This window comes from Siccibacter colletis, from assembly GCF_000696575.1.
In the GTDB taxonomy this organism is placed as follows: domain Bacteria; phylum Pseudomonadota; class Gammaproteobacteria; order Enterobacterales; family Enterobacteriaceae; genus Siccibacter; species Siccibacter colletis.
This window is the reverse complement of the sequence record NZ_JMSQ01000006.1, coordinates 132,822-156,142: the sequence shown is the minus strand read 5'-3', so window position 1 is coordinate 156,142 and position 23,321 is coordinate 132,822. Positions and strand designations below refer to the sequence as shown.

General features: G+C 56.2%; 20 protein-coding genes and 6 tRNA genes. 14 read left to right on the top strand and 12 right to left on the bottom strand.

The window, feature by feature from the left end:
- Positions 1 to 32: 32 nt before the first annotated feature.
- The gene (gene glk / locus ET34_RS0106435; RefSeq protein WP_031520480.1) at positions 33 to 998 is read right to left on the bottom strand and encodes a glucokinase; all 966 of its coding nucleotides are present in this window, start codon (positions 996 to 998) and stop codon (positions 33 to 35) included.
- Positions 999 to 1,416: 418 nt separating this feature from the next.
- On the opposite strand from glk, the gene mgrA reads away from it, so the two are divergent.
- Together mgrA and ypeC are read left to right on the top strand one after the other, a co-directional pair.
- The gene (gene mgrA, locus ET34_RS0106430) at positions 1,417 to 2,406 is read left to right on the top strand and encodes an L-glyceraldehyde 3-phosphate reductase (RefSeq protein WP_031520478.1); all 990 of its coding nucleotides are present in this window, start codon (positions 1,417 to 1,419) and stop codon (positions 2,404 to 2,406) included.
- Positions 2,407 to 2,542: 136 nt separating this feature from the next.
- Positions 2,543 to 2,884 (top strand): DUF2502 domain-containing protein YpeC, encoded by a 342-nt coding sequence (ypeC, locus tag ET34_RS0106425; protein WP_031520477.1) that lies wholly within the window; start codon positions 2,543 to 2,545, stop codon positions 2,882 to 2,884.
- 41 nt (positions 2,885 to 2,925) lie between these two features.
- On the opposite strand, the gene ET34_RS0106420 is transcribed toward ypeC, so the two are convergent.
- Entirely contained in the window at positions 2,926 to 4,182 is a 1,257-nt protein-coding gene (locus ET34_RS0106420) for an Nramp family divalent metal transporter (RefSeq protein WP_264386197.1), read from the bottom strand.
- Positions 4,183 to 4,505: 323 nt separating this feature from the next.
- Between ET34_RS0106420 and ET34_RS0106415 the strand changes: the two genes are divergently transcribed.
- Positions 4,506 to 5,690: a NupC/NupG family nucleoside CNT transporter gene (locus ET34_RS0106415; protein ID WP_031520473.1), complete on the top strand. Its 1,185-nt coding sequence runs from the start codon at positions 4,506 to 4,508 to the stop codon at positions 5,688 to 5,690.
- A gap of 39 nt (positions 5,691 to 5,729) precedes the next feature.
- Here the strand turns inward: ET34_RS0106415 and ET34_RS0106410 are convergent, their stop codons facing one another.
- The 3 genes from ET34_RS0106410 to ET34_RS0106400 all read right to left on the bottom strand — a co-directional run bounded on the left by ET34_RS0106410 (position 5,730) and on the right by ET34_RS0106400 (position 8,322).
- Complete coding sequence (locus ET34_RS0106410) at positions 5,730 to 7,922, bottom strand: sensor domain-containing phosphodiesterase (protein WP_031520472.1); 2,193 nt, start codon at positions 7,920 to 7,922, stop codon at positions 5,730 to 5,732.
- Between the two features lie 204 nt (positions 7,923 to 8,126).
- Positions 8,127 to 8,202: transfer RNA gene (locus ET34_RS0106405), tRNA-Ala, on the bottom strand.
- A gap of 44 nt (positions 8,203 to 8,246) precedes the next feature.
- Positions 8,247 to 8,322, bottom strand: a tRNA-Ala gene (locus tag ET34_RS0106400).
- Between the two features lie 220 nt (positions 8,323 to 8,542).
- On the opposite strand from ET34_RS0106400, the gene ET34_RS0106395 reads away from it, so the two are divergent.
- Entirely contained in the window at positions 8,543 to 8,905 is a 363-nt protein-coding gene (locus tag ET34_RS0106395; RefSeq protein WP_031520470.1) for a YfeC-like transcriptional regulator, read from the top strand.
- A gap of 3 nt (positions 8,906 to 8,908) precedes the next feature.
- Positions 8,909 to 9,301: a YfeC-like transcriptional regulator gene (locus ET34_RS0106390; RefSeq protein ID WP_031520468.1), complete on the top strand. Its 393-nt coding sequence runs from the start codon at positions 8,909 to 8,911 to the stop codon at positions 9,299 to 9,301.
- A gap of 43 nt (positions 9,302 to 9,344) precedes the next feature.
- On the opposite strand, the gene ET34_RS0106385 is transcribed toward ET34_RS0106390, so the two are convergent.
- From ET34_RS0106385 to ET34_RS0106375, 3 genes are read right to left on the bottom strand one after another with little or no spacing between them, the layout of a single operon-like run.
- On the bottom strand, positions 9,345 to 10,148 hold the full coding sequence (locus ET34_RS0106385) for a MetQ/NlpA family ABC transporter substrate-binding protein (protein WP_031520466.1): 804 nt from the start codon (positions 10,146 to 10,148) through the stop codon (positions 9,345 to 9,347).
- A 21-nt stretch (positions 10,149 to 10,169) separates the two neighbouring features.
- Positions 10,170 to 10,838, bottom strand: coding sequence for a methionine ABC transporter permease (locus tag ET34_RS0106380; protein WP_031520464.1), 669 nt, complete (start codon positions 10,836 to 10,838; stop codon positions 10,170 to 10,172).
- Positions 10,831 to 11,853: a methionine ABC transporter ATP-binding protein gene (locus ET34_RS0106375; RefSeq protein WP_031520463.1), complete on the bottom strand. Its 1,023-nt coding sequence runs from the start codon at positions 11,851 to 11,853 to the stop codon at positions 10,831 to 10,833. Before ET34_RS0106375 ends, ET34_RS0106380 begins: the two co-directional genes overlap by 8 nt.
- A 457-nt stretch (positions 11,854 to 12,310) precedes the next feature.
- Between ET34_RS0106375 and ET34_RS0106370 the strand changes: the two genes are divergently transcribed.
- Positions 12,311 to 13,678, top strand: coding sequence for a pyridoxal-phosphate dependent enzyme (locus ET34_RS0106370; RefSeq protein WP_031520461.1), 1,368 nt, complete (start codon positions 12,311 to 12,313; stop codon positions 13,676 to 13,678).
- 13 nt (positions 13,679 to 13,691) lie between these two features.
- Entirely contained in the window at positions 13,692 to 14,837 is a 1,146-nt protein-coding gene (locus ET34_RS0106365) for a trans-sulfuration enzyme family protein (RefSeq protein WP_031520459.1), read from the top strand.
- Positions 14,838 to 14,875: 38 nt separating this feature from the next.
- Here ET34_RS0106365 and gltX read toward each other — a convergent pair whose 3' ends face one another.
- Positions 14,876 to 16,291 carry a glutamate--tRNA ligase gene (gene gltX / locus ET34_RS0106360; protein WP_031520457.1) on the bottom strand — a complete coding sequence of 472 codons (1,416 nt, stop codon included), beginning with the start codon at positions 16,289 to 16,291 and terminating at the stop codon, positions 14,876 to 14,878.
- Between the two features lie 257 nt (positions 16,292 to 16,548).
- Between gltX and ET34_RS0106355 the strand changes: the two genes are divergently transcribed.
- The 5 genes from ET34_RS0106355 to ET34_RS0106335 all read left to right on the top strand — a co-directional run bounded on the left by ET34_RS0106355 (position 16,549) and on the right by ET34_RS0106335 (position 17,429).
- Positions 16,549 to 16,624 (top strand) — tRNA-Val (locus ET34_RS0106355).
- A gap of 43 nt (positions 16,625 to 16,667) precedes the next feature.
- A tRNA-Val gene (locus ET34_RS0106350) sits at positions 16,668 to 16,743 on the top strand.
- Positions 16,744 to 16,785: 42 nt separating this feature from the next.
- Positions 16,786 to 16,861 (top strand) — tRNA-Val (locus ET34_RS0106345).
- A gap of 4 nt (positions 16,862 to 16,865) precedes the next feature.
- A tRNA-Lys gene (locus ET34_RS0106340) sits at positions 16,866 to 16,941 on the top strand.
- Positions 16,942 to 17,084: 143 nt separating this feature from the next.
- Positions 17,085 to 17,429 (top strand): FlxA-like family protein, encoded by a 345-nt coding sequence (locus tag ET34_RS0106335; protein WP_031520455.1) that lies wholly within the window; start codon positions 17,085 to 17,087, stop codon positions 17,427 to 17,429.
- Here ET34_RS0106335 and ET34_RS0106330 read toward each other — a convergent pair whose 3' ends face one another.
- From ET34_RS0106330 to zipA, 3 genes are all read right to left on the bottom strand, one after another.
- Positions 17,430 to 17,645, bottom strand: a complete 216-nt coding sequence (locus tag ET34_RS0106330) for a DUF3820 family protein (RefSeq protein ID WP_031520453.1) — start codon at positions 17,643 to 17,645, stop codon at positions 17,430 to 17,432.
- Positions 17,638 to 19,665: an NAD-dependent DNA ligase LigA gene (ligA, locus tag ET34_RS0106325; protein WP_031520451.1), complete on the bottom strand. Its 2,028-nt coding sequence runs from the start codon at positions 19,663 to 19,665 to the stop codon at positions 17,638 to 17,640. The genes ET34_RS0106330 and ligA overlap by 8 nt, the downstream gene beginning before the upstream one ends.
- 70 nt (positions 19,666 to 19,735) lie before the next feature.
- The gene (zipA, locus tag ET34_RS0106320) at positions 19,736 to 20,737 is read right to left on the bottom strand and encodes a cell division protein ZipA (RefSeq protein WP_031520450.1); all 1,002 of its coding nucleotides are present in this window, start codon (positions 20,735 to 20,737) and stop codon (positions 19,736 to 19,738) included.
- A gap of 329 nt (positions 20,738 to 21,066) precedes the next feature.
- Here zipA and cysZ point away from each other — a divergent pair, with 329 nt between their 5' ends.
- Positions 21,067 to 21,828 (top strand): sulfate transporter CysZ, encoded by a 762-nt coding sequence (cysZ, locus tag ET34_RS0106310; RefSeq protein WP_031520447.1) that lies wholly within the window; start codon positions 21,067 to 21,069, stop codon positions 21,826 to 21,828.
- Positions 21,829 to 21,977: 149 nt separating this feature from the next.
- The gene (gene cysK, locus ET34_RS0106305; protein ID WP_031520445.1) at positions 21,978 to 22,949 is read left to right on the top strand and encodes a cysteine synthase A; all 972 of its coding nucleotides are present in this window, start codon (positions 21,978 to 21,980) and stop codon (positions 22,947 to 22,949) included.
- The last annotated feature ends 372 nt before the right edge of the window (positions 22,950 to 23,321 follow it).

The following is a 23,321-nucleotide window of genomic DNA, read 5'->3' as shown; positions in this document are numbered from 1 at the left end:
ACAGTAAAGGCGCCGTCTGGCGCCCTTTACGTTTACAGTACCTGTCCCAGCGTCTGACGCAGATGCGCGCCGGCCCCCAGCAGGCCCGGGTTGTCATGCACGATCAGATAGACCGGAATATCCTGGACGTAGCTTCTGAAGCGGCCCTTATCTTCAAACCCGCCACGGAAGCCCGACGCGCGGAAGAAGTCGAGGAAGCGCGGCACGATGCCGCCTGCGATATAGACCCCGCCAAAGGTACCGAGGTTCAGCGCCAGGTTGCCGCCGAAGCGCCCCATGATGACGCAGAACAGCGACAGCGCGCGACGGCAGTCGATGCAGGTGTCTGACAGCGCACGGGTGGTGATCTCTTTTGGCAGCAGATTTTCCGGCAGGCGGCCGTCTGACTTAACGATAGCGCGGTAAAGGTTGACCAGCCCCGGCCCGGACAGCACGCGCTCTGCAGAAACGTGGCCCAGCTCTGCGCGCAGCTCTTCGAGGATAATTCCCTCTTCTTCGCTGTTCGGCGCGAAATCGACGTGGCCGCCCTCGCCCGGCAGGCTGACCCAGCGCTTATCGACGTGAACCAGATGCGCGACGCCCAGCCCGGTGCCCGCTCCGTACACGGCGACAGGTTTACCTTCCACCGGTTCGGTGCCGCCAAACTGAATCAGGTGATCCCGTTTCAGCATCGGGATCGCCATTGAGACAGCGGTGAAGTCGTTGATGATTTCCAGATGATCAAAGCCGAGGTTGGCTTTCATTTCGGCGATGGAGAATTCCCACGTGTGGTTCGTCATCGCTACCCAGTCGCCGGTAATCGGACAGGCAATGGCGATACAGCCATCGGTCACGGCCACGTTTTGCTCTTCAAGGTAAACGCGCACCACCGCTTCGAGCGACGGATAGTCCAGCCCGGACCAGGTTTTCTCGCAGGAAATGTCGCCGGTTGCGAGGTCACAAAGCGCCAGACGGGCGTTGGTCCCACCCACATCACCCACCAAAGCATATTTTGTCATTATTCAACTGCTCCGCTTAAGTCAGAATAAGTCCCTGGAACACTGTAATTTCAAGGCGCAAGAACAACAATGACCATAGCATAAGGGCTCCGGTATTATTGAAGCAAATCACAGAAAGGGAATACGCTTTCTGCTCGCCTGTAACGCGCGCCTCCCGCACGCGCCCGCCACATTGAGCCGCCACATGCGCCCCCGGACAAGGGGAATTTTCTGCTTCTCCTGGCGTCATATCGCTACGTCAGAATTTTTTGGAAGCGTTACCAGTCACGCGCCGGGTAGAGTGTGATCTGCTTCAAGCTTCTGTATGCTGGATTTCACAGAACGCACGGGGGGCGTGAAAGAGAGAGAGTAAGGTGATGCCTGCCGGATTTTGTGTAACCGTATACACTTATCATTTTCTCACTGATGGGGCAGCGCTATGGGCTATCAGCCAGATGCATCACGCTATGAAAACATGGAATACCGTCGCTGCGGCCGCAGCGGCTTAAAGCTTCCCGCTATTTCGCTTGGGCTGTGGCACAACTTCGGCGATGCCACGCTGGTGGAAAACAGCCGTCAGCTGCTGCGTCGTGCTTTCGACCTGGGCATCACCCACTTCGATCTGGCGAACAACTATGGCCCGCCTCCCGGTTCGGCTGAGAGCAACTTTGGCCGTATTCTGAAGGAAGACTTCAGCGCCTGGCGCGACGAGCTGATCCTCTCCACCAAAGCGGGTTATACCATGTGGAATGGGCCTTATGGCGACTGGGGTTCGCGTAAATATCTTATCTCCAGCCTCGACCAGAGCCTGAAGCGTATGGGTGTCGACTACGTGGACATTTTCTACCACCATCGTCCTGATCCGGACACGCCGCTGGAAGAGACCATGCGCGCACTCGATCACGTGGTGCGCCAGGGGAAAGCGCTGTACGTGGGTATTTCCAACTACCCTGCCACGCAGGCCGCAGAAGCCATCGACATTCTTAATCAGCTCGGCACGCCGTGCCTGATCCACCAGCCGAAGTACTCGATGTTTGAGCGCTGGGTTGAAGACGGTCTGCTGGATGTACTGCAGGAAAAAGGCGTCGGCAGCATCGCGTTTTCACCGCTGGCGGGCGGCCAGCTGACCGATCGCTATCTCAACGGCATTCCGGCGGACTCCCGCGCGGCCAGCGACAGCCGCTTTCTCAATCCGGACCAGATCACCGAAGCGAAGCTGGAAAAAGTGCGCCAGCTCAATGCCATCGCCGAACGTCGCGGGCAAAAGCTTTCTCAGATGGCGCTGGCCTGGGTGCTGCGCGACGAGAAAGTAACCTCGGTGCTGATTGGGGCCAGCAAGACCGCGCAAATCGACGACGCGGTTGCCATGCTGAGCAACCGGGCATTCAGCGCGGCGGAGCGCCAGGAGATTGACGCGATCCTCGCGTAAGCCTGGCCTTTTAGGATTAAACTTAAATGTAAGGGTATCGCCTCTGTTTAAGAGTAATAGCACTGCTCAGGGGCTTTACAGCTTTGTAACATCCTCCTCAACAGGCCTCTGGGGCCATGATCGTGAGGAGAGAAGTATGTTCAGGTCACTGATTCTTGCAGCAGCGCTACTGGTCGCCACGCCATTAGTGGCCAACGCCGGGGAAATCACCCTGTTGCCGTCCATAAAATTACACATTGGCGATCGCGACGACCGCGGGAACTACTGGGACGGCGGCCACTGGCGCGATCGCGACTACTGGCACCGGAATTATGAATGGCGTAAGAACCGCTGGCACCGTCACGACAACGGCTGGCATCGCGGCTGGGACAAGCGCAAGGCCTGGGAGCGCGGCTACCGCGAAGGCTGGCGTGACCGGGACGATCACCGCGGCTGGGGCAAACATGGCCGTGGACACGGGCACAGACACCACCACTGATTAAAAAAGGGAGCCGCGGCTCCCTTTTTACTTTCCTGCGGTTACAACCCCATCGCGGTGCCCACCAGCAGCCAGAGATTGAGCGCAACCACCAGCACCACAATCAACCAGCCGATACGTCGCACCAGCGTGGTGTTAACCAGCTCGCCCATCAACTTAGGATTGCTGGTAAAGATCAGCAGCGGCACCAGCGCCAGCGCGATACCAAAGCTCAGCAGCACCTGGCTCATCACCAGAATACGCGTCGGGTCCAGCCCCATCAGAATGACAATGAACGACGGGGCCATGGTAATGGAACGACGCACCCAGAGTGGGATATGGAAGCGTACAAATCCCTGCATCACCACCTGTCCGGCGAGGGTGCCGACTACGGTGGATGACAGACCGGCAGCCACCAGGCTTAAACCGAAGATAGTTGCCGCGGCATGGCTCAACAGCGGCTCCAGCGTCAGGTAAGCTTCATCGAGATCCGCCACGCCGGTGTGGCCGCTGAAGTGAAACGCCGCTGCTGCGGTAGCCATCATAGCGAGGTTAACGAAGCCGGCGATGGTCATGGCAATCGCCACGTCCCATTTTGTGGCGCTGTAGCGCTCTTTGCGGCTGCCGTCGTGCAGGTTCTGGGTCAGGGAAGAGTGCAGGTAAATCACGTGCGGCATGATGGTTGCGCCCAGCACGCCAGCGGCCAGATACACCGCTTCGGTATTCGGCAGGCTCGGGATTGCCATGCCCCTGGCGAGCGGTGCCAGCGCTGGCTGGGAGAAGATCAGCTCAACGATGTAGGCCGCCGCCACAAACAGCAACAGACCGCCGATCACTCTTTCCAGCGGTTTCTGGCCCCGGCTTTGCAGCATCAGGATCAGGAAGGTGGCGATCCCGGTAAGAATGGCTCCTTGTAACAGCGAAACGCCAAGCAGCAGCTTGAAGCCGATAGCCGCCCCGATAAATTCGGCCAGATCGGTGGCCATAGCGATGATTTCCGCCTGCACCCAGTAGAACCAGACTACCGGACGCGGATAGTGATCGCGGATCTGCTCCGCCAGGTTTTTCCCGGTGGCAATGCCGAGCTTGGCCGACAGCACCTGGATCAGCATTGCCATCAGGTTCGCCCAGACCACCACCCACAGCAGCTGGTAGCCAAATGCGGCACCGGCCTGAATATTGGTGGCGAAGTTACCGGGATCGATATAGCCAATGGCGGCAATAAATGCCGGCCCCATCAGGGCGAGCCGCATTTTACGCGCTGTACGCCCACTGCTTCTTTCAACGCGACTGTTAGTCATGCTCTGCCTCTGAGATATAGCCTTTGCTATGTTTCATGCTATCAAAATGCGAATGATTATCAAGATCATTAAGAGCATTTAACGTGATGATTGTGATAGCTGAAATCGATAGAAGGCAGGAGTATGAATCGAGGCCCGCTTGTGGCGGGACGTAAGGAAAAGTGTAGCACAGCAATTTAACTTTTCACTTCTTTACTTAACATAGCGGAAATGTATGGCAGATCACTATTTTTGAGTCACGTCACATGGCATTACTATACTGTGCATTTGATCTCGTTTTATTCATGCTTGTTGCATAGAATGTGCACCGAAACTTAACCTGCCTCATATTCGGAGCACACATGTCCCGCGTTCTGCACTTTATTCTGGCACTCGCGTTTGTCGCACTGCTTGCCTGGCTGGTCAGCAATGACCGCAAAAAAATTCGTTTAAACTATATCGGTCTGCTGTTAGTGATCGAAGTGCTGCTTGCGTGGTTCTTCCTTAACTCTAACGTCGGTCTGGGCTTTGTAAAGGGCTTCGCCGATATGTTCGAGAAGCTGCTCGGCTTCGCGAATGAAGGGACGAACTTCGTATTTGGCAATATGAACGACCAGGGTCTGGCTTTCTTCTTCCTGAAAGTGCTTTGCCCTATCGTCTTTATTTCCGCGTTAATCGGTATTCTGCAGCATATTCGTATCCTGCCGATTATCATCCGCTCTATCGGTACGGTTCTCTCTAAAGTGAACGGTATGGGTAAGCTGGAATCTTTCAACGCGGTAAGCTCGCTGATTCTGGGACAATCAGAAAACTTCATCGCCTATAAGGATATTCTTGGCAAGATGTCGCAAAACCGCATGTACACCATGGCGGCCACCGCGATGTCTACCGTATCGATGTCGATCGTCGGTGCTTACATGACCATGCTGAAGCCGCAGTACGTTGTGGCAGCGCTGGTGCTTAACATGTTCAGCACCTTTATCGTGCTCTCCATCATCAACCCGTACCGCGTTGAAAACGAAGAAGATCTGCAGATGGCGAATCTGCATGAAGGTCAGAGCTTCTTCGAAATGCTCGGTGAGTACATTCTGGCAGGTTTCAAAGTCGCAATTATCGTTGCCGCGATGCTGATCGGCTTTATCGCCCTGATCTCCGGTCTTAACGCGCTGTTCGCGGCGGTACTGGGCATCTCCTTCCAGGGTATCCTCGGCTACATCTTCTACCCGGTGGCCTGGGTGATGGGCGTGCCGGCGCAGGAAGCGCTGCAGGTGGGCAGTATCATGGCGACCAAACTGGTCTCTAATGAATTCGTTGCGATGATGGATTTGCAGAAAATTGCCACCACGCTGTCGCCGCGTGCGGAAGGCATTCTGTCCGTATTCCTCGTCTCCTTCGCGAACTTCTCCTCTATCGGCATCATCGCCGGTGCGATCAAAGGCCTGAACGAAGAGCAGGGTAACGTGGTTTCCCGCTTCGGCCTGAAGCTGGTATACGGTTCAACGCTGGTGAGCGTGCTCTCTGCATCAATCGCTGCGCTGGTACTGTAAGTTTTCCAGACCAAAACCGGAGCCACGGCTCCGGTTTTTTTATGCCTGCAGATCGGCGAGCGGCTGCGGTTTTCCGGTGAGCCAGCCCTGTAAATATTCCACCCCAAGACGCAGCAGCAGTTCGCGCTGAGCCTCGGTTTCAACGAATTCCGCCACCACGCTAAGGTTTTTCACCCGCGCCAGCTCGCAGATAGATTTCACAATCATGGCATCCATCGAGTCGGTGACAATATCCTTCACAAAGCTGCCGTCGATTTTGATGATGCTGGCCTGCAGGCTTTTCAGCCGCTCGTAATTGGCATACCCGGTGCCAAAGTCATCAATGGCGATACTGAATCCCGCAGCACGCAGCAGGCTGAGATTCTGAATACTGGCTTCGGAGTGGGAAAACGCCTGCTCTTCGGTGATTTCAATGATGACGTGGCTGACCGGCACGGCGTAGCGCGTAAACAGCGCGATAATGTGCTGGGCGGTATCCTTACGCATCAGCGTCATCGGCATCAGGTTGACCGAGAAACGCGGCGTGTTCTGCTGAGCCGGATGCGCCTGCAGCCATGCCAGCATCGTTTCCACCACCAGCAGATCAAAGCGGGCGCTCAGATTGAACTGGGCAATAATGGGAATGAATTTGTCCGGCGTAATGATTTCGCCGTCGCAGTTCAGTCGGGTAAGAATTTCGTGATACCCCTGCCCGCTGGCGTTTACTATCGGCTGGGCATGCAGCAGCACACCGCCTTCATCCAGCGCGCGCTTCACCTTCTGCAGCATAAATACCCGCTCGCTGGTCTGGCCCGATACCACCGCCTGTCTGCCGTTCAGCGGCAGCACCCGGTCCGCCGCCGATGCCTGCTCCGCCAGATAGCTGAGCTGGCCGAGAGTCGGTTGCAGGTTAGTGATATCGCTGTCTGCCACCGCCCATGCGGCGCTGAAATCGATCTCCAGCCAGTGATGATTCCAGCGGATCTTACGGCTGTTGAGCGACTCGACCATATGCGTGAGTCGCGCCTGGGGGGCCGGGCCGGTCAGGCTTATCAGCAGCTCGTTGCCCGGCAGCTGGAATACGCACTCCCCTTCCTGCAGCCATTGCTGTAGCAGCTTGTTGATGGTGACCTTGCAGTGCACACGCATCATCATGCCGTAGTGACGGCTGAGAAACTCCAGGTTGTTCATGCGCAGACAGCACAGGTACGGGGTCTGATGCTGGGTCAGGCTCTGCTCCAGCGCGCGCAGGTTCGGCAGCTGCGTCAGAGGGTCAGTGAGCGCCTGCTCCTGCCAGAGGCGTTTCGCCCATTCGCTTTTGCGGAACAGCCGGGTCATATAGAGCAGGCAGATAGTAAACGAGACGAACACCGACAGCGCAAATGAGAGTGAATACTCGCTCTTCAGCCCGAGCAGGAAATTATGGTTATAGGTCAGAAGCAGCCACGCTGAAACTGACCAGCTGAGTAAAATAAAGCGATGCCCAAGCTTGCGAATGCCAAGTGTGAAAATGACAAAAATTATCGGCACCAGATAGCCACTCAGTAGAATCGAATTATGGGAAGAACAGAGCAATATCAGAGTTAATGCGAGGGTACTAATCCAGCCGATAACAAAGCATCTTTTATCCGCAGCCATGCAGGGAATAATACAGGCCCGCCACAGCGTTTTCGCATAGCGTGGCGTTAATATCATGCGTAACGGGAAATAAAAAATCAGGGTAAACATCAGTGATGCGACAATTAAACTTAACGTATCAACGATGCGGTAGAGAACAGAATCGGAAATAAAAAATGAGGATATCTCAGCGGGAAAGGCGACATATTTCCCCGCCAGCGCCATCAATAATTTCATCAGGCACGGGGCGATAAACCCTAACCAGAAAATCCTGACGCCCATGCGACTATCCGGCAATCCGTAGCGCCAGCGCCGCCCGAGGATCAGGCGCACCGCCGCGCAGCAGGCCAGCACCGGAATCACCTGGCACCCTACCAGCGTGAGGTTCTGCAATGCAGAGAGCTGCCACTCGTTATAATTGACCAGCGCCAGGGTAATGCAAATACCGGCGATAGCATGGCGACCAAAAATAAGCAGCAGCGCCAGCATTACGCTCAGGGGTAGCCAGGTCAGATACAGCGCCTGCCCTTCAATAATCGCCCGGGGAGCAATAACACGGGAAAAAGGCAGCACCAGTAAACATAATGCAAACGCTATGAGGTTATATTTAAATGAAGTGTAATATTTATTTATCATTATGGTTAATAATTCGATCCTGTATGCAATTAATAGCGGCCAGGATGGTATGTTTATTTCGTATACAGTGCAAGCCCGGAATTATATTCAGACTCCACGCTGTCACTAAATAAGAATATGTAACCAATTCACAGTTTGTGTGTAAGTATAATTTTAACGACGGGAAAACAAAAAACCCCCGCTTTTCAGCGAGGGTTTGAAAGGTGGTGGAGCTAAGCGGGATCGAACCGCTGACCTCCTGCATGCCATGCAGGCGCTCTCCCAGCTGAGCTATAGCCCCACGAAGATGTTTTGTTACGCACCAGACCTTGCGGGATGAAGGTTTGGTGGAGCTAAGCGGGATCGAACCGCTGACCTCCTGCATGCCATGCAGGCGCTCTCCCAGCTGAGCTATAGCCCCGTTGCGAACACATCAAATCGTGTTAACGGGCGGCATGATAAGAATTCCACACCAGAGTGTCAACGGCAAAATCGCCCTCGCTGTTCAAATGCTGAAAAAGCCAGCGTTTTCGCATTCTTAGCCGCGTAGCGGCTCACAAAACCCGCCACATTAACGTTTTCTCGTAAAAGGATGTTATAAAATGAACCCGTAATAACCTTACGCAACTTCGGGAAATACTATGCTCAAGGAAAGGATGACTCCGGAAGAGCTGGCGCAGGAAACGGGATTTAGCCGCCAGACCATTAATAAATGGGTTCGTAAGCAGGGCTGGGAAACTTCGCCCAGGCCCGGGGTGCAAGGTGGTAAGGCGCGTTTGATTCACGTAAATCAGCAGGTTCGCGACTTTCTTCTCAGCGCCACGCGGCAAAGCCATAACGCAGTAACGATCGGCATGATACCGGTCGAAAATTCGTCAGAGAGCCTGATACTCAGCTCGCTGCGCGAAATGACGGAACAGGAGCAAAAGCACTTTGCTTCGCTTCTGCTCAGGGAAGGGATTGACAGCGTCCTGCGTCGTCTTGGGATCCGTAACAGCGACTAGCCTATGATAATGTTCAAATCGCAAATGACGCCGGGCGATCTTGCCGAACTGACCGGCTACAGCCCGCAGACCATCAACAAGTGGGTGCACGCCCAGCGCTGGCAGACGCGCAAAATTAAAGGGGTGAAAGGCGGAAAAGCGCACGTCATCATCATTTCCGACCCGGTGCGTCTGTTCATCATTAACACCAGTAAAATGCGTAAGCGTTACCCTGAACTGAGCCGCGCTGAGGAGCCACACGTTCCCTATGGCAGCGTGCAGGATAACGTTGAGCGCCAGATGACCGAGGCGATTCGCGCCATGTCAGAGAGCGAACAGCGGCGGCTGGCGGCGCTTCTGCTGCGCGAAGGCGTGACGGGGTTGCTGGGTAAGCTCGGCATCGGCGATGCCAGTTGATTAAAAAAGCCTCCGGACGGAGGCTTTTTTGCAGGCAGAAAACTCAGTTGTTTACCGGAATAACCGCGCCTTTATACTTGGTGCGGATCCAGTCCTGAATCTCTTTCGAGTGCAGCACGTTAACCAGTGCAACGATGTCTTTCTTCTTCTCGTCGCCGCGGTGTACGGTGATGATGTTGGCATACGGGTTGTTCTCGCCGCTTTCAACAGCGATCGGATCTTTTACCGGATCCAGGCCCGCGTCGATGGCGTAGTTGGCGTTGATCACCACCGCGTCGCCTTCATCATTGTTGTACATCTGCGGCAGCAGAGAGCCTTCCACGTTCGGCAGGAACTTCAGCTTTTTCGGGTTCTCCACGATGTCGCTGATGCGCGCGGCCACTTTATCCACGCCCGGCTTCAGTTTGATCACGCCTTCGCGCTCGAAGATGGAGAGGATACGTCCCTCTTCTGCAACGGCGTCACGCATAATCACTTTCCCGCCTTCCGGCAGATCTTTCAGCGATTTGAATTTTTTAGAGTAGATGCCGATCGGCTCGATGTGAATCGCGCCAGCGCTGACGAAATCATAGGTTTTATCGCCTTCGTGATCTTTCAGCACGCTGTTCAGGTAAGGAATGTGCTGGAAGTAGTTGGCGTCGATATCGCGGCTGGAGAGCGCGGTGTTCGGCAGAATGTAATCCTGGAACGGACGGATTTCGAGATCGATACCCTGTTTAGCAAGGATCGGCTTCGCCTGCTCAAGAATTTCTGCGTGCGGCACGTTGGACGCGCCTACGGTCAGGGTGTCAGCCCAGGCTGAGACGCTCAGGGTGGCTGCGGCAATCAGTGTCAGTACTTTTTTCATGATGTTGTGGTCTCAATATTATTAGCGTTTGTCTAACAGAGAGGTAATAACGTCGCCGCAGAACTGGATAATGAACACGATGATCAAAATGGTCACCGTCGCCACCAGCGTGACGTCGTTATGGTTGCGCTGGAATCCTTCCAGATAAGCCAGATTTCCTAACCCGCCTGCACCGATCACACCGGCCATCGCGCTATAGCTCACCAGCGCAATCAGGGTGACGGTAATACCTGAAACCAACGCGGGCGAGGATTCAGGCAGTAAAACCCGGAAAACCAACGTGCTCAGACGCGCGCCCATCGAGCGGGTCGCCTCAATCACGCCTTTATCCACTTCACGCAGCGCGATCTCCACGAGGCGTGCGTAGAACGGCGCAGCACCGACAATCAACGCCGGCAGTGCCGCATCAGCCCCGAGAATGGTGCCGACGATGCTTTTGGTAAACGGGATCAGCAGCACGATCAGGATGATGAACGGAATGGAGCGGAAAATGTTCACCACCAGCGAAATCACGCTGTAGACCGCCCGGTTCTGGAACAGCCCACCGCGCGCGGTCAGGAACAGCGCCAGGCCCAGCAGCAGCCCTAATGCAAAGGTCGCGACGCCGGAGAGAGTGGTCATGTACAGCGTCTCCTGGGTGGCCGCCCAGAGTTGGTCCCACTTCAGATGGGGAAACAGGTTCTCAGGCATACTTCACCACCTCAGTGTCGATCTCATGCAGCTGTAAATCGTTAAGAATATTGTTCAGTTGTTCCGGCGTAGCGACGACGTGCAGCCAGAGCTGCCCGAACACGCCGTGCGCGGTCTGGGTCATCTTGCCGTGCAGAATATTGAACGGTAGGCCGTAGCGCAGGGTCAGTTCCCCGACCACCGGCTGATGGGTACTCAGGCCGACAAACGTCAGCTTAATAACGTTGCCGTCCAGCCCGGCGGCCAGTTCCGGATTAAACGCCTCTTCTTCAGCATACTGGCTGACCTGGCGCACGAACTGACGCGTAATCGGCTGCTGCGGATGGGTAAAGACGTTCAGCACTTCGCCCTCTTCCACCACTTTGCCGTTTTCCATCACCGCCACGCGATCGCAGATTTTGCGCACCACGTGCATCTCGTGGGTGATGAGCACGATGGTCAATCTGAACTTGCGGTTAATGTCCAACAGCAGATCGAGGATCTGATCGGTAGTTTGCGGGTCCAGCGCCGATGTGGCTTCGTCGCAAAGCAGCACGTCCGGATTGTTCGCCAGCGCGCGGGCGATACCGACGCGCTGCTTCTGTCCGCCGCTCAGCTGCGACGGATAGGCGTTCTCGCGGCCGCGTAGCCCGACGAGATCGATAAGCTCGGCAACGCGGGCATTGATTTTTGCTTTTGGCGTACCGGCAATCTGCATGGAAAACGCAATGTTTTCACTGACGGTGCGCGACCACAGCAGATTGAAATGCTGGAACACCATGCTGATTTTCAGACGCGCCTGGCGCAGCGTTTCGCCGCGGGCGGCGGAAATATCCTGCCCGTTCACCGTCACGGTGCCGGACGTCGGTTTTTCCAGGCCATTCAGCAGGCGAATCAGGGTACTTTTACCCGCGCCGCTGTAGCCGATAATGCCGTAAATTTGCCCCTGTTCGATGGAGAGATTCACATCGTCCACGGCGGTAATGGGGTCGGTGCCGTGTTTAAAAATCTTCGAAATGTTCCTGAGAACGATCATAGGTGTTGTTATCCGGCGTTGCGCAAAGCAAAAGTTTGTAGCCTGTCCGCTTTTATAAATAGCGGTATAGACGTCTGGATGATAATAAACAAGGGCCAGATAATTTGAAATAACAAAAACGTCGGCATTTATAACATTAGTGAATAAAAAGCGCCTTCGATGCCGTTAACGCGCTTAATTTGTACATTTACTATTCGCAACGGGAATGAATATTTTTAACTATCGATTGCCGGGAAAGGCATAACGCAGGGTGTCAGATGCCTGATTTTGAGGCAGAAAACCGTTAAAAATGGCATTTTTAGCCATGTACATAGCCAGGCGACTAAACGGCCTGACATCCTGATGGCTGAATTAGCAGATAATATTACTTTTCGTTCTAATCACCTCAGAAAGGTTCTTTAGTCGCCGCCATTTTTCAGTTCAGGATCGCTCCAACTACCCTGTCTGGAGAATGCATATGGCCATCGTTAATGACGTCGTGGCGCTGATTGGCAATACACCGCTGCTGCGTTTAAGCAAGCTGGATACTGGCCCCTGTGAACTGCTGCTGAAACTGGAGAACCAGAACCCCGGCGGCTCGATAAAAGATCGCGTGGCGCTGTCGATGATTGAGGATGCGGAGCGACGCGGCGTCCTGAAACCCGGTGGCACCATTATTGAAGCCACGGCGGGCAATACCGGCCTCGGGCTGGCGCTGATCGCGGCGCAAAAAGGTTATCAGCTGACTCTTGTGGTGCCGGATAAGATGAGCCGCGAGAAGATCTTTCACCTGCGGGCGCTCGGTGCCCGGGTACTGCTGACGCGCTCAGACGTCAACAAAGGGCACCCCGCCTACTATCAGGATTATGCCCGTCGCCTCGCGGCAGAGACGCCCGGCGCCTTCTATATCGATCAATTCTCAAACCCGGCGAATGCGCTGGCGCATCTCACCACCACGGGTCCAGAGCTGACCGCCCAGAGCGAAGGGGCCATTGATGCCGTAGTGGTCGGCGTCGGCTCCGGCGGCACGCTGGGCGGCTTGCAGGCCTGGTTTAACGAGGTATCGCCGCATACCGAATTTATCCTCGCCGACCCCGATGGCTCGGTGCTGGCCGACCAGGTGGAACACGGGAAGTATGGCGACGCCGGAGCCTGGCGAGTGGAGGGGATCGGCGAAGATTTCATTCCGCCGCTGGCAAGGCTGGAAGGCGTGCGGCACGCATACCGCATCAGCGACGCCGAGGCGTTCGCCACCGCCAGGGAATTACTCAAAGCGGAGGGTATTCTGGCGGGCTCCTCCACCGGCACGCTGCTGGCAGCGGCGCTGCGCTATTGCCGTGCCCAGACCACACCGAAGCGCGTGGTCACCTTCGCCTGCGACAGCGGTAACAAGTACCTGTCAAAGATGTTTAACGATGACTGGCTGCGTCAGCAGGGTCTGCTCACACCCCCGCAAACCGGCGATCTGCGCGATCTTATTGCTTTCCGTCATGACGAAGGGGCCACCGTAGTCGCCGCGCCGGACGATACTCTCGCCGCCGTGCTGGCGCGGATGCGGCTGTACGACATCTCCCAGTTGCCGGTACTGGCGCAGGGCGAGGTGGTGGGCATTGTCGATGAATGGGATCTGCTGGCGCACGTGCGCGGCGACAGCGCGCGCTTCCTGACACCGGTCTCTGATGCCATGACCCGTCACGTAGAAACCCTTGATGCCGCCAGCCCGGAAAGCGCCCTGCATGACATTTTCGCCCGCGGTCACGTTGCTGTCGTCACGCGTAACGGCGCGTTCTCAGGACTCATCACCCGCAGCGATGTACTGAATCGCTGGCGTAACCGCCTTGAATAATAAGGAGTAGATCATGACTAAATTTGCCACACTGAGCGTGCACAGCGGTGCGTTTTCGGATCAATACGGCGCGGTAATGCCGCCGATCTATGCCACCTCAACCTTTGCCCAGCCTGCCCCAGGCCAGCACACCGGATACGAATACTCGCGCAGCGGTAACCCGACCCGCGCCGCGCTGGAAAACGCCATTGCTGAACTGGAAGGCGGCACGCGCGGTTACGCCTTTGCTTCAGGCCTCGCGGGCATCGCCACGGTGCTGGAACTACTGGATAAAGAGAGCCATATCGTGGCGGTGGATGACGTCTATGGCGGCACCTGGCGTCTGATGGAAAACGTGCGCCGTCGCACCGCCGGGTTAAAAATCAGCTGGGTAAAACCGGACAATCTGGCCGCTATTGAGGCTGCCATTCAGCCAGATACCCGCATGATTTGGGTGGAAACGCCAACCAACCCGCTGCTCAAGCTGGCGGATCTGCGCGCCATCGCGGCCATCGCCCGACGCCACGGCGTGCTGAGCGTGGCGGATAATACCTTCGCCTCGCCAGCAATTCAGCGTCCGTTGGCGCTGGGCTTCGATATTGTGGTGCACTCCGCGACGAAATACCTGAACGGCCACTCCGATGTGGTGGCCGGTCTGGCAGTGGTGGGCGATAATCCGGCGCTGGCAGAGCAGCTGGCGTATCTGCACAACGCGGTGGGCGGCGTGCTCGATCCGTTCAGCAGTTTCCTGACGCTGCGCGGCATTCGCACGCTGGATCTGCGCATTGAGCGCCACGGCAAAAACGCGCTGGCGGTGGCGGAGTGGCTGGAGGGGCATGCGCAGGTGGAGAAAGTCTGGTTCCCGTGGCTGGCCTCACATCCTCAGCATGCGCTGGCGCGCGAGCAGATGTCGCAGCCGGGCGGGATGATCGCATTTGTGGTGAAGGGCGATGAGCAGCGTGCGGCGGCGGTTATCGCACGACTGAAACTCTTCACCCTGGCGGAGAGCCTGGGCGGGGTTGAAAGCCTCGTCAGCCAGCCGTTCAGCATGACCCACGCCTCCATTCCACTGGAGCAGCGTCTGGCTAACGGCATTACGCCGCAGCTGATTCGCCTGTCGGTGGGAATTGAGGATGCGGGGGATTTGATCGCCGATCTGGATGCGGCGCTGGCAGGCTAAAAAAACGGCGGAGAGATCCGCCGTTTTTTGCTGCGCGATTATTGCTGCGCTTCACGCTCCGCAATAAAGCCCAGCGCTTTGTTGATGCGCTCGACGGCGCGGGTTTTGCCGATGGCGTGAACGGTCACGTCCAGACCCGGCGACTGCCCTGCTCCGGTTACCGCCACGCGCAGCGGCATACCGACTTTGCCCATGCCCACTTCCAGTTCGTCGGCGGTAGTCTGAATGGCGTGATGCACGTTTTCCGCGCTCCATTCTGTAATGGCAGCGAGCTTGTCACGCACCACTTCCAGCGGCTGACGAGCAACCGGGCGCAGGTGTTTCTTCGCCGCGTCGGCATCAAACTCGTCAAACTCTTCATAGAAGTAGCGGCAGCTTTCCGCCATCTCTTTTAGCGTCTTGCAGCGCTCGCCGAGCAGTTTCACCAGATCCGCCAGCTCAGGGCCGGTACGGGTATCGATGTTTGCCTGCTCGATATGCCACTGCAGCTGGGTGGCAACGTATTCAGCCGGAAGATGGTTAATGTAGTGGTGGTTTAGCCACTGCAGTTTTTCCGTGTTGAAGGCGCTGGCAGATTTGCTCACCGCATCAAGGCTGAACAGCGAGACCATCTCTTCGCGGGTGAAGATCTCCTGGTCACCGTGGGACCAGCCCAGGCGCACCAGATAGTTCAGCAGCGCTTCCGGCAGGTAACCGTCGTCGCGATACTGCATGACGCTCACCGCGCCGTGGCGCTTGGAGAGCTTTTTACCGTCGTCGCCGTTGATCATCGACACATGCGCATAAAGCGGCACCGGCGCGTTCAGCGCTTTCAGGATGTTGATCTGACGCGGGGTATTGTTAATGTGGTCTTCGCCACGCACCACGTGGGTGATCTCCATATCCCAGTCATCGACCACCACGCAGAAGTTGTAGGTCGGAGAACCATCGGTACGGCGAATAATCAGATCGTCCAGCTCCTGGTTGCTGAACTCAATCGGGCCGCGGATCTGATCGTCAAAGATGACCGACCCTTCCTGTGGGTTAGCAAAGCGCACTACGCACGGCTCATCGTCGGCATGATGTTCGTGATCGTGGCGGCAACGACCGTCATAGCGCGGCTTTTCGCCTTTCGCCATCTGCTCTTCACGCAGCTGCTCCAGACGCTCTTTCGAGCAGTAGCATTTATAGGCAGTGCCGGCAGCCAGCATCTCGTCGATCACCGCGTTGTAGCGATCGAAACGTTTGGTCTGGAAATACGGGCCTTCATCCCACTCCAGGCTCAGCCAGTTCATCCCGTCCATGATGGCTTCGATAGCCTCGGGGGTAGAACGTTCGAGATCGGTATCTTCAATGCGCAGCACAAACTGGCCGCCGTGGTTACGGGCAAACAGCCAGGAGTAGAGCGCGGTACGGGCGCCACCAACGTGCAGATAGCCGGTCGGGCTTGGCGCGAAGCGGGTTTTGATTTTCATTAAATGACCTTATATGTCCTGAGTGCCGGTGGCCGGCAGATGCCAGGGATTTTGCGTGGGCAATATTCTACCACCCTGCGCTGATTCCTCAATCGGCATCCCCGCGATGAGGCTTTTCTCTGGCTTTTTGTTTAATAATCATGCATTGCGGTTCAATATCTCGTCGCATCGCCTGATTTTTCAACGAACAATCAAATTCTTTGGAAAAGGCGTTGACTCCTTTTCAGCTCTCCCTATAATGCGACTCCACACAGCGGGGGTGATTAGCTCAGCTGGGAGAGCACCTCCCTTACAAGGAGGGGGTCGGCGGTTCGATCCCGTCATCACCCACCACATTTTATGTGGCTTCCGCAGTGTAGACAGAGAATTGAGAAGTGGGTGATTAGCTCAGCTGGGAGAGCACCTCCCTTACAAGGAGGGGGTCGGCGGTTCGATCCCGTCATCACCCACCACTTTCTCACCAGCGAAGTTTTCTGTCATTGAAGTACCGAAGTGGGTGATTAGCTCAGCTGGGAGAGCACCTCCCTTACAAGGAGGGGGTCGGCGGTTCGATCCCGTCATCACCCACCACTTCGGGTCGTTAGCTCAGTTGGTAGAGCAGTTGACTTTTAATCAATTGGTCGCAGGTTCGAATCCTGCACGACCCACCAGTGTAAAAAGGCGCCCTAAAGGCGCCTTTTTGCTATGCTCTATTTTACCCACTTACTTGCTCTCCTGACGTTTACTATCTCCCCTAAGCTTATCCCTCCGATTGCCGATAAAAGAACGAGTTATGGCAAGAAAGGAGCAGTAAATGACCACTATAAGCAATAGCATTGCAACCACTGCGCAGTCAGCCCAGGGCGGGTCCAGCGCCTCTTCCGGTAGCGATATCGGGTCGCAAATCAACCGCATCACGCAGCAGATTAAAAACCTGACGCAGAAGTTGAAAGATGTGGCGAACAGCAGCGGCGAGACAGAAGACAAGCTTAAGCAGCAGGAGATGATTCAGGCGCAGATTAAGATGCTGCAGGCTCAGCTGGCGCAGCTTCAGCGTCAACAAGCCGAAGAAGCGCAGCAGAAACAGGCGCAGAATACGGTAAAAGCAGAAGGCGTGAATTCACCTTCCGCGCAGCACCAGGTTGATATTTATATCTGATCAGGGGCGTCTGAGGGGCTGAACCAGATGGCCCAGCCCCTCTGTTTTAATAAGCAGCGTCACGGCCATCAGTTCCCCCAGCCGTCCGGCCGGAAACTCGTCTTTACGGGCGAACCACAGCAGATACTCTTCAGGCAAATCGATAAGCCGCCGTCCTTTATATTTGCCAAACGGCATCTCGGTATTGGCGATGGCGACCAGCTGCTCTTTATCCATTGGATTCGCCCAGCAGGCGTACCATCTCCGCCTCGTCGATGACGTCCACGCCCAGCTCCTGCGCTTTAGCCAGTTTCGACCCTGCGGCTTCGCCCGCAATCAGCAGATCGGTTTTTTTCGATACGCTGCCGCTGACCTTCGCGCCGAGTTCGGTCAGACGCGCTTTGGCATCGTCACGCGACATCAGGCTCAGCGTCCCGGTCAGGACGATCGTCTTACCGGCAAACGGGCTGTCGATTTCCTCAGCGTTGATCACTGCCGGCGCAGGCCAGTGAATACCCACTTCTTCCACCAGCTGGCGGATCACCTCGCGGTTGCTCTCCTCCTCAAAGAAGTTGAACACGTGCGTCGCGACCACGATGCCGACGTCCTGCACTTTCTGCAGCTCGTCAATACTTGCCTTAGAGAGCGCGTCGAGATTACCAAAATGCGCCGCCAGCCCGGCAGCCGTCGCCTCGCCTACTTCCCGGATACCAAGCGCATAAAGGAAACGGGCAAAGGTGGTCTCTTTGGCTTTCTCAAGGGCATTCACCACGTTCTGCGCGGATTTTGGCCCCATACGATCCAGCCCGGTCAGCTTGCCGGCGGTAAGACGGAACAGGTCGGCTGGGGTTTTGACGTACTCTTTTTCCACCAGCTGATCGATGATCTTGTCGCCCATGCCGTCAACGTCCATCGCACGGCGCGACACAAAATGCTTGAGCGCCTCTTTACGCTGCGCACCGCATATCAGGCCACCGGTGCAGCGGGTGACGGCTTCGCCTTCCACACGCTCAACGTCAGAGCCGCATACCGGGCAGTGAGCCGGGAAGACCACGGGACGAGTATCGTCCGGGCGGTCGGTCATCACCACGTTAACCACCTGCGGGATAACGTCTCCTGCGCGCCGAATCACGACTCTGTCGCCGATGCGCAGCCCCAGGCGCTCGATTTCATCGGCGTTATGCAGGGTGGCATTGCTCACCAGCACTCCCGCCACCTGTACCGGCTCAAGGCGCGCCACCGGGGTAATAGCCCCGGTACGACCGACCTGGAACTCCACTTCGCGAACGGTAGTCATCTGCTCCACCGCAGGGAATTTAAACGCCACCGCCCAGCGCGGCGCACGCGCCACGAAGCCAAGCTGCTCCTGCAGCTCCAGCGAATCGACCTTAATCACCACGCCGTCGATATCAAAGCCCAGATGCGGTCGGTCATTTTCAACCTGATGATAGAAATCGAGCACCGCGTCCGGGGTGTCGCACAGACGAACCCGATCGCTGACCGGCAGACCCCAGGCTTTAAACTGTTGCAGGCGGCCCATATGGCTGCGCGGCAGCTCGCCGCCCTCCAGCAGACCGACACCGTAGCAGAAGAAGGTCAGTGGGCGTTTAGCCGTGATACGCGGATCGAGCTGGCGCAGGGAACCAGCGGCCGCATTACGCGGGTTGGCAAACACTTTCGCCCCGGTACGGCGGGCATCTTCATTAATTTTTTCAAAGCCCGCCTGAGGTAAAAACACTTCGCCACGCACTTCGAGACGCGCCGGGATATTTTCCCCGTGCAGCTTAAGCGGCACTGCGCGGATGGTGCGCACGTTAACCGTAATATCTTCCCCGGTGGTGCCGTCCCCACGGGTGGCCGCACGTACCAGCACGCCGTTCTCATACAGCAGGCTCACTGCCAGGCCGTCCAGCTTCAGCTCGCAACACCACACCAGCGCATCACTGTTCTTGAGGCGATCCTGCACGCGCTTATTGAAAGCCAGGAAGCTGGCCTCATCAAACACGTTGTCCAGCGACAGCATCGGCACTTCATGGCGTACCTGGCTGAAGGCGGTCAGCGGCGCGGCACCCACGCGCTGGGTGGGCGAATCCGGCGTGATAAGTTCCGGATGCTCCTCCTCCAGGGCGCGCAGCTCGCGCAGCAGGCGGTCGTATTCCGCGTCCGGGATCTCCGGCGCGTCCATCACGTGGTAGAGGTATTCATGATGGCGAAGCGTAGTTCGCAGCTCAGTAAGTTGTTCTTCGATTGATTTCATATCACACCATCAATGATAAAAAACCCCCGACGAGCGGGGGCTTGTAAGCAGTTCGGAGACTTCGTGGCGCTTAGCTGTTAGCCTCGCAGACTTCACGGATGCGATCCTGATATTCACGCAGCTTCTGGGGCGTCATCATACGGCGCTGATCGTCCAGCACTACGCCACCCACTTCGTCAGCAATGTGCTGCGCGGACTGCAGCATCAGTTTGAAATTCTGCTTTTCATCCCCGTAGCAAGGCACCTGCATAAAGATGGTGATGCCAGGGGTAGTGAAATCGCCCATGGTTTCCGGGTCGAACGACCCCGGTTTCACCATATTCGCCAGGCTGAACAGCACCGGGCCGCTGCCGTCCGGGCTGAGGTGACGATGGAAAATGTTCATTTCGCCAAACTTGAAACCGGCCTGCTGAATGCTGTTGAGCAGTACTTCACCATTAAGCTCGGTGCCGGCATGTGCCGCCACGTTCATGATGATAACGGTCTCTTTGAGCCGCGGCTTTTCCACTACCGGCTCAGGGGCATGCTGCGGTTCAGCAGGCTGTGCAGGCTCGTCCCACTGCGGTTCAGGCGCGAACATTGGCTCGGCGCGAACCGGCTGCGCTTCGGGCTGATGAACCGGCTGCGCGGGTTGAGCAACAGGCTGAGGTGCAGGTTCCGGCTGCGCGGCAACGGGGGCCTGCTGGGCCTGAGGTTGCTGGCGAACTGGCTGCGCGGGAGCGACAGGTTCAAACGGGGTTTCAGGAGCAGGCTGCGGTGCGGCGGCCGGACGCGGCTGAGCAGAGGCATAAGGCGGCTGATACTGGTGTTGTGGACCCGGGCGCGGCGCGTCTTCCTGAACAGATTCCTGCGGCGAATTAACCCGACGCACGCGCACTTCACCGACGCCTTCTTCCTCGTCGTCGATGTCGTCTTCTTCCTCGTCGTCACGACGAGATTTCATGCGCTTCAGGGGGCGATCGCGAAACACGGAGGAGCGCTCCTTACGGCTGGTCCAGAGACCGTGCACCAGCAAGGCGATTATGGCGATCGCGCCAACAATGATTAATATCAGACGCAAATCCTGCATCATTATATTCTCTGTTGTTCTAAACCATTAAACTTACGTTGCGCCGGGAGGTCAGTCGTCACCGCAGGTAAGCCTGTGAGACGATCGCAGCTAACTTAGCTGCATCATAAAGATGGTGGGATAACCCCCCGCCACCGCGGCAAACATTTCATCACTAAGAGTATTTGCGCATCTGCTTAAGTGCAAGTGCGCGCTTGGTTTTCATCCCATAAAGATACGATAAATCGTGCTTTTCGCTGATTTTTCGACCATTTCCGAAGTCGTTATCTGAAACGACCTGGTTAATATAGCCGCGCAACAATCCGGCAGTGATAAAGGAGTAGTCTTCTGACATGGTTTCAAACACAGCAAACGCGCCGCGCAGCGGTTTTCATTATTTCGCTCAGGGCTGGAAACTCGTGACGCTACCGGGCATTCGCCGCTTCGTTATCGTTCCGCTGGTCCTGAATATTCTGCTGATGGGCGGCGCCTTCTGGTGGCTGTTTACCCGGCTTGACGCCTGGATCCCCGCATTGATGACTCACGTACCCGACTGGCTTCAGTGGCTCAGCTACCTGCTCTGGCCGCTGGCGGTAATAAGTATCGTGCTGGTGTTCGGCTATTTCTTTTCTACTATTGCCAACTGGATCGCCGCACCGTTCAACGGCCTGCTGGCGGAGCAGCTGGAAGCACGGCTGACCGGGGCGACGCCGCCTGATACCGGAGTGCTGGGCATTGCTAAAGATATCCCGCGCATTATGAAACGCGAGTGGCAGAAGCTGGCGTGGTATCTGCCGCGTGCCGCCGTGCTGCTGGTGCTGTACTTCATACCGGGGATTGGTCAGACCGTCGCGCCGGTGCTGTGGTTCCTGTTCAGCGCCTGGATGCTGGCGATCCAGTACTGCGACTACCCGTTCGACAACCATAAAGTCCCGTTCCGCGACATGCGCCAGGCGCTGCGCGCGCGTAAAACGCTCAATATGCAGTTCGGCACCGTGGTGAGCCTGTTTACGCTAATTCCTTTCCTGAATCTGTTTATCATGCCGGTTGCCGTGTGCGGCGCCACCGCGATGTGGGTGGATGCGTATCGCATGAAGCATGCACAGTGGAAATAACCCGCAAAGGTGGCATCTGTCAGCGCTTATTCCATACTGATCATCATTATTTCGCTACAGCATATAATATGCGATTTACTTACTTCCGCATAAAGCCTGAGCAGGTATGCTGAGGCAGTTCCCAAATTTCAACCAGTTAAGGACGGGCCATGAGTAAGATTTTTGAAGACAACTCGTTGACTATTGGTCATACGCCGTTAGTACGACTGAACCGCATTGGCAACGGACGCATCCTGGCGAAAGTTGAATCCCGCAACCCAAGCTTCAGCGTCAAGTGCCGTATCGGTGCCAATATGATTTGGGACGCTGAAAAACGAGGTGTTCTGAAGCCTGGCGTCGAACTGGTTGAACCGACCAGCGGCAACACCGGTATCGCGCTGGCGTATGTTGCCGCGGCGCGTGGTTACAAGCTGACGCTGACCATGCCGGAAACCATGAGTACTGAACGCCGCAAGCTGCTGAAGGCGCTGGGCGCGAATCTGGTGCTGACCGAAGGCGCAAAAGGCATGAAGGGCGCTATTCAGAAGGCGGAAGAGATCGTTGCCAGCGACCCGGCCAAATATCTGCTGCTGCAGCAGTTCAGCAACCCGGCGAACCCGGAAATTCACGAAAAAACCACCGGGCCTGAAATCTGGGAAGATACCGACGGCCAGGTTGATGTATTTATCGCGGGCGTGGGAACCGGCGGTACCCTGACCGGCGTCAGCCGCTATATCAAAAATACCAAAGGTAAAACCGATCTCATCACCGTGGCGGTAGAACCGACCGATTCTCCGGTTATTGCACAGGCGATCGCCGGAGAAGAGATCAAACCGGGTCCGCACAAAATTCAGGGTATCGGTGCCGGTTTCATTCCGGGCAACCTGGATCTTAAGCTGGTTGATAAAGTGGTGGCCATCACTAACGAAGAGGCTATCTCCACTGCCCGTCGCCTGATGGAAGATGAAGGTATTTTGGCGGGAATTTCCTCCGGCGCAGCGGTAGCTGCCGCGCTGAAACTGCAGGAAGATGAGTCATTCGCGAATAAAAATATCGTGGTGATCCTGCCCTCTTCCGGCGAGCGCTATCTCAGTACCGCGCTGTTTGCCGATCTGTTTACCGAGAAAGAACTGCAACAGTGATGCCAGGTTGTTAAATGCGGCGAAAAAAGCACCCATTCGGGTGCTTTTTTGTGGCGTACATCAAACTTTTGCTGCGCTCAGCATTGCTTCACCCCGTCGGGTCTGGTATTTAACCAGCAATTATTTTGATGCGTGAAATTAATCGTTACCGTAAAAGCCACTGCTGAATCGATTTAAGGGTTTGGTCCCTCTTCTGCTTCGCGGCATAATATTAGTGACGAGCGAAACGCGTACCGCATGGCGTCCTGCCCTGCGTGTTTTGGTTGTTTCTTCATGCATCTTGTGTCGCGTTCTGTTACGTCGGCGCTAACAATACAGGCTAAAGTTGAACCGCCAGGCTAGACTTTAGTTCCACAACACTAAACCAATAAG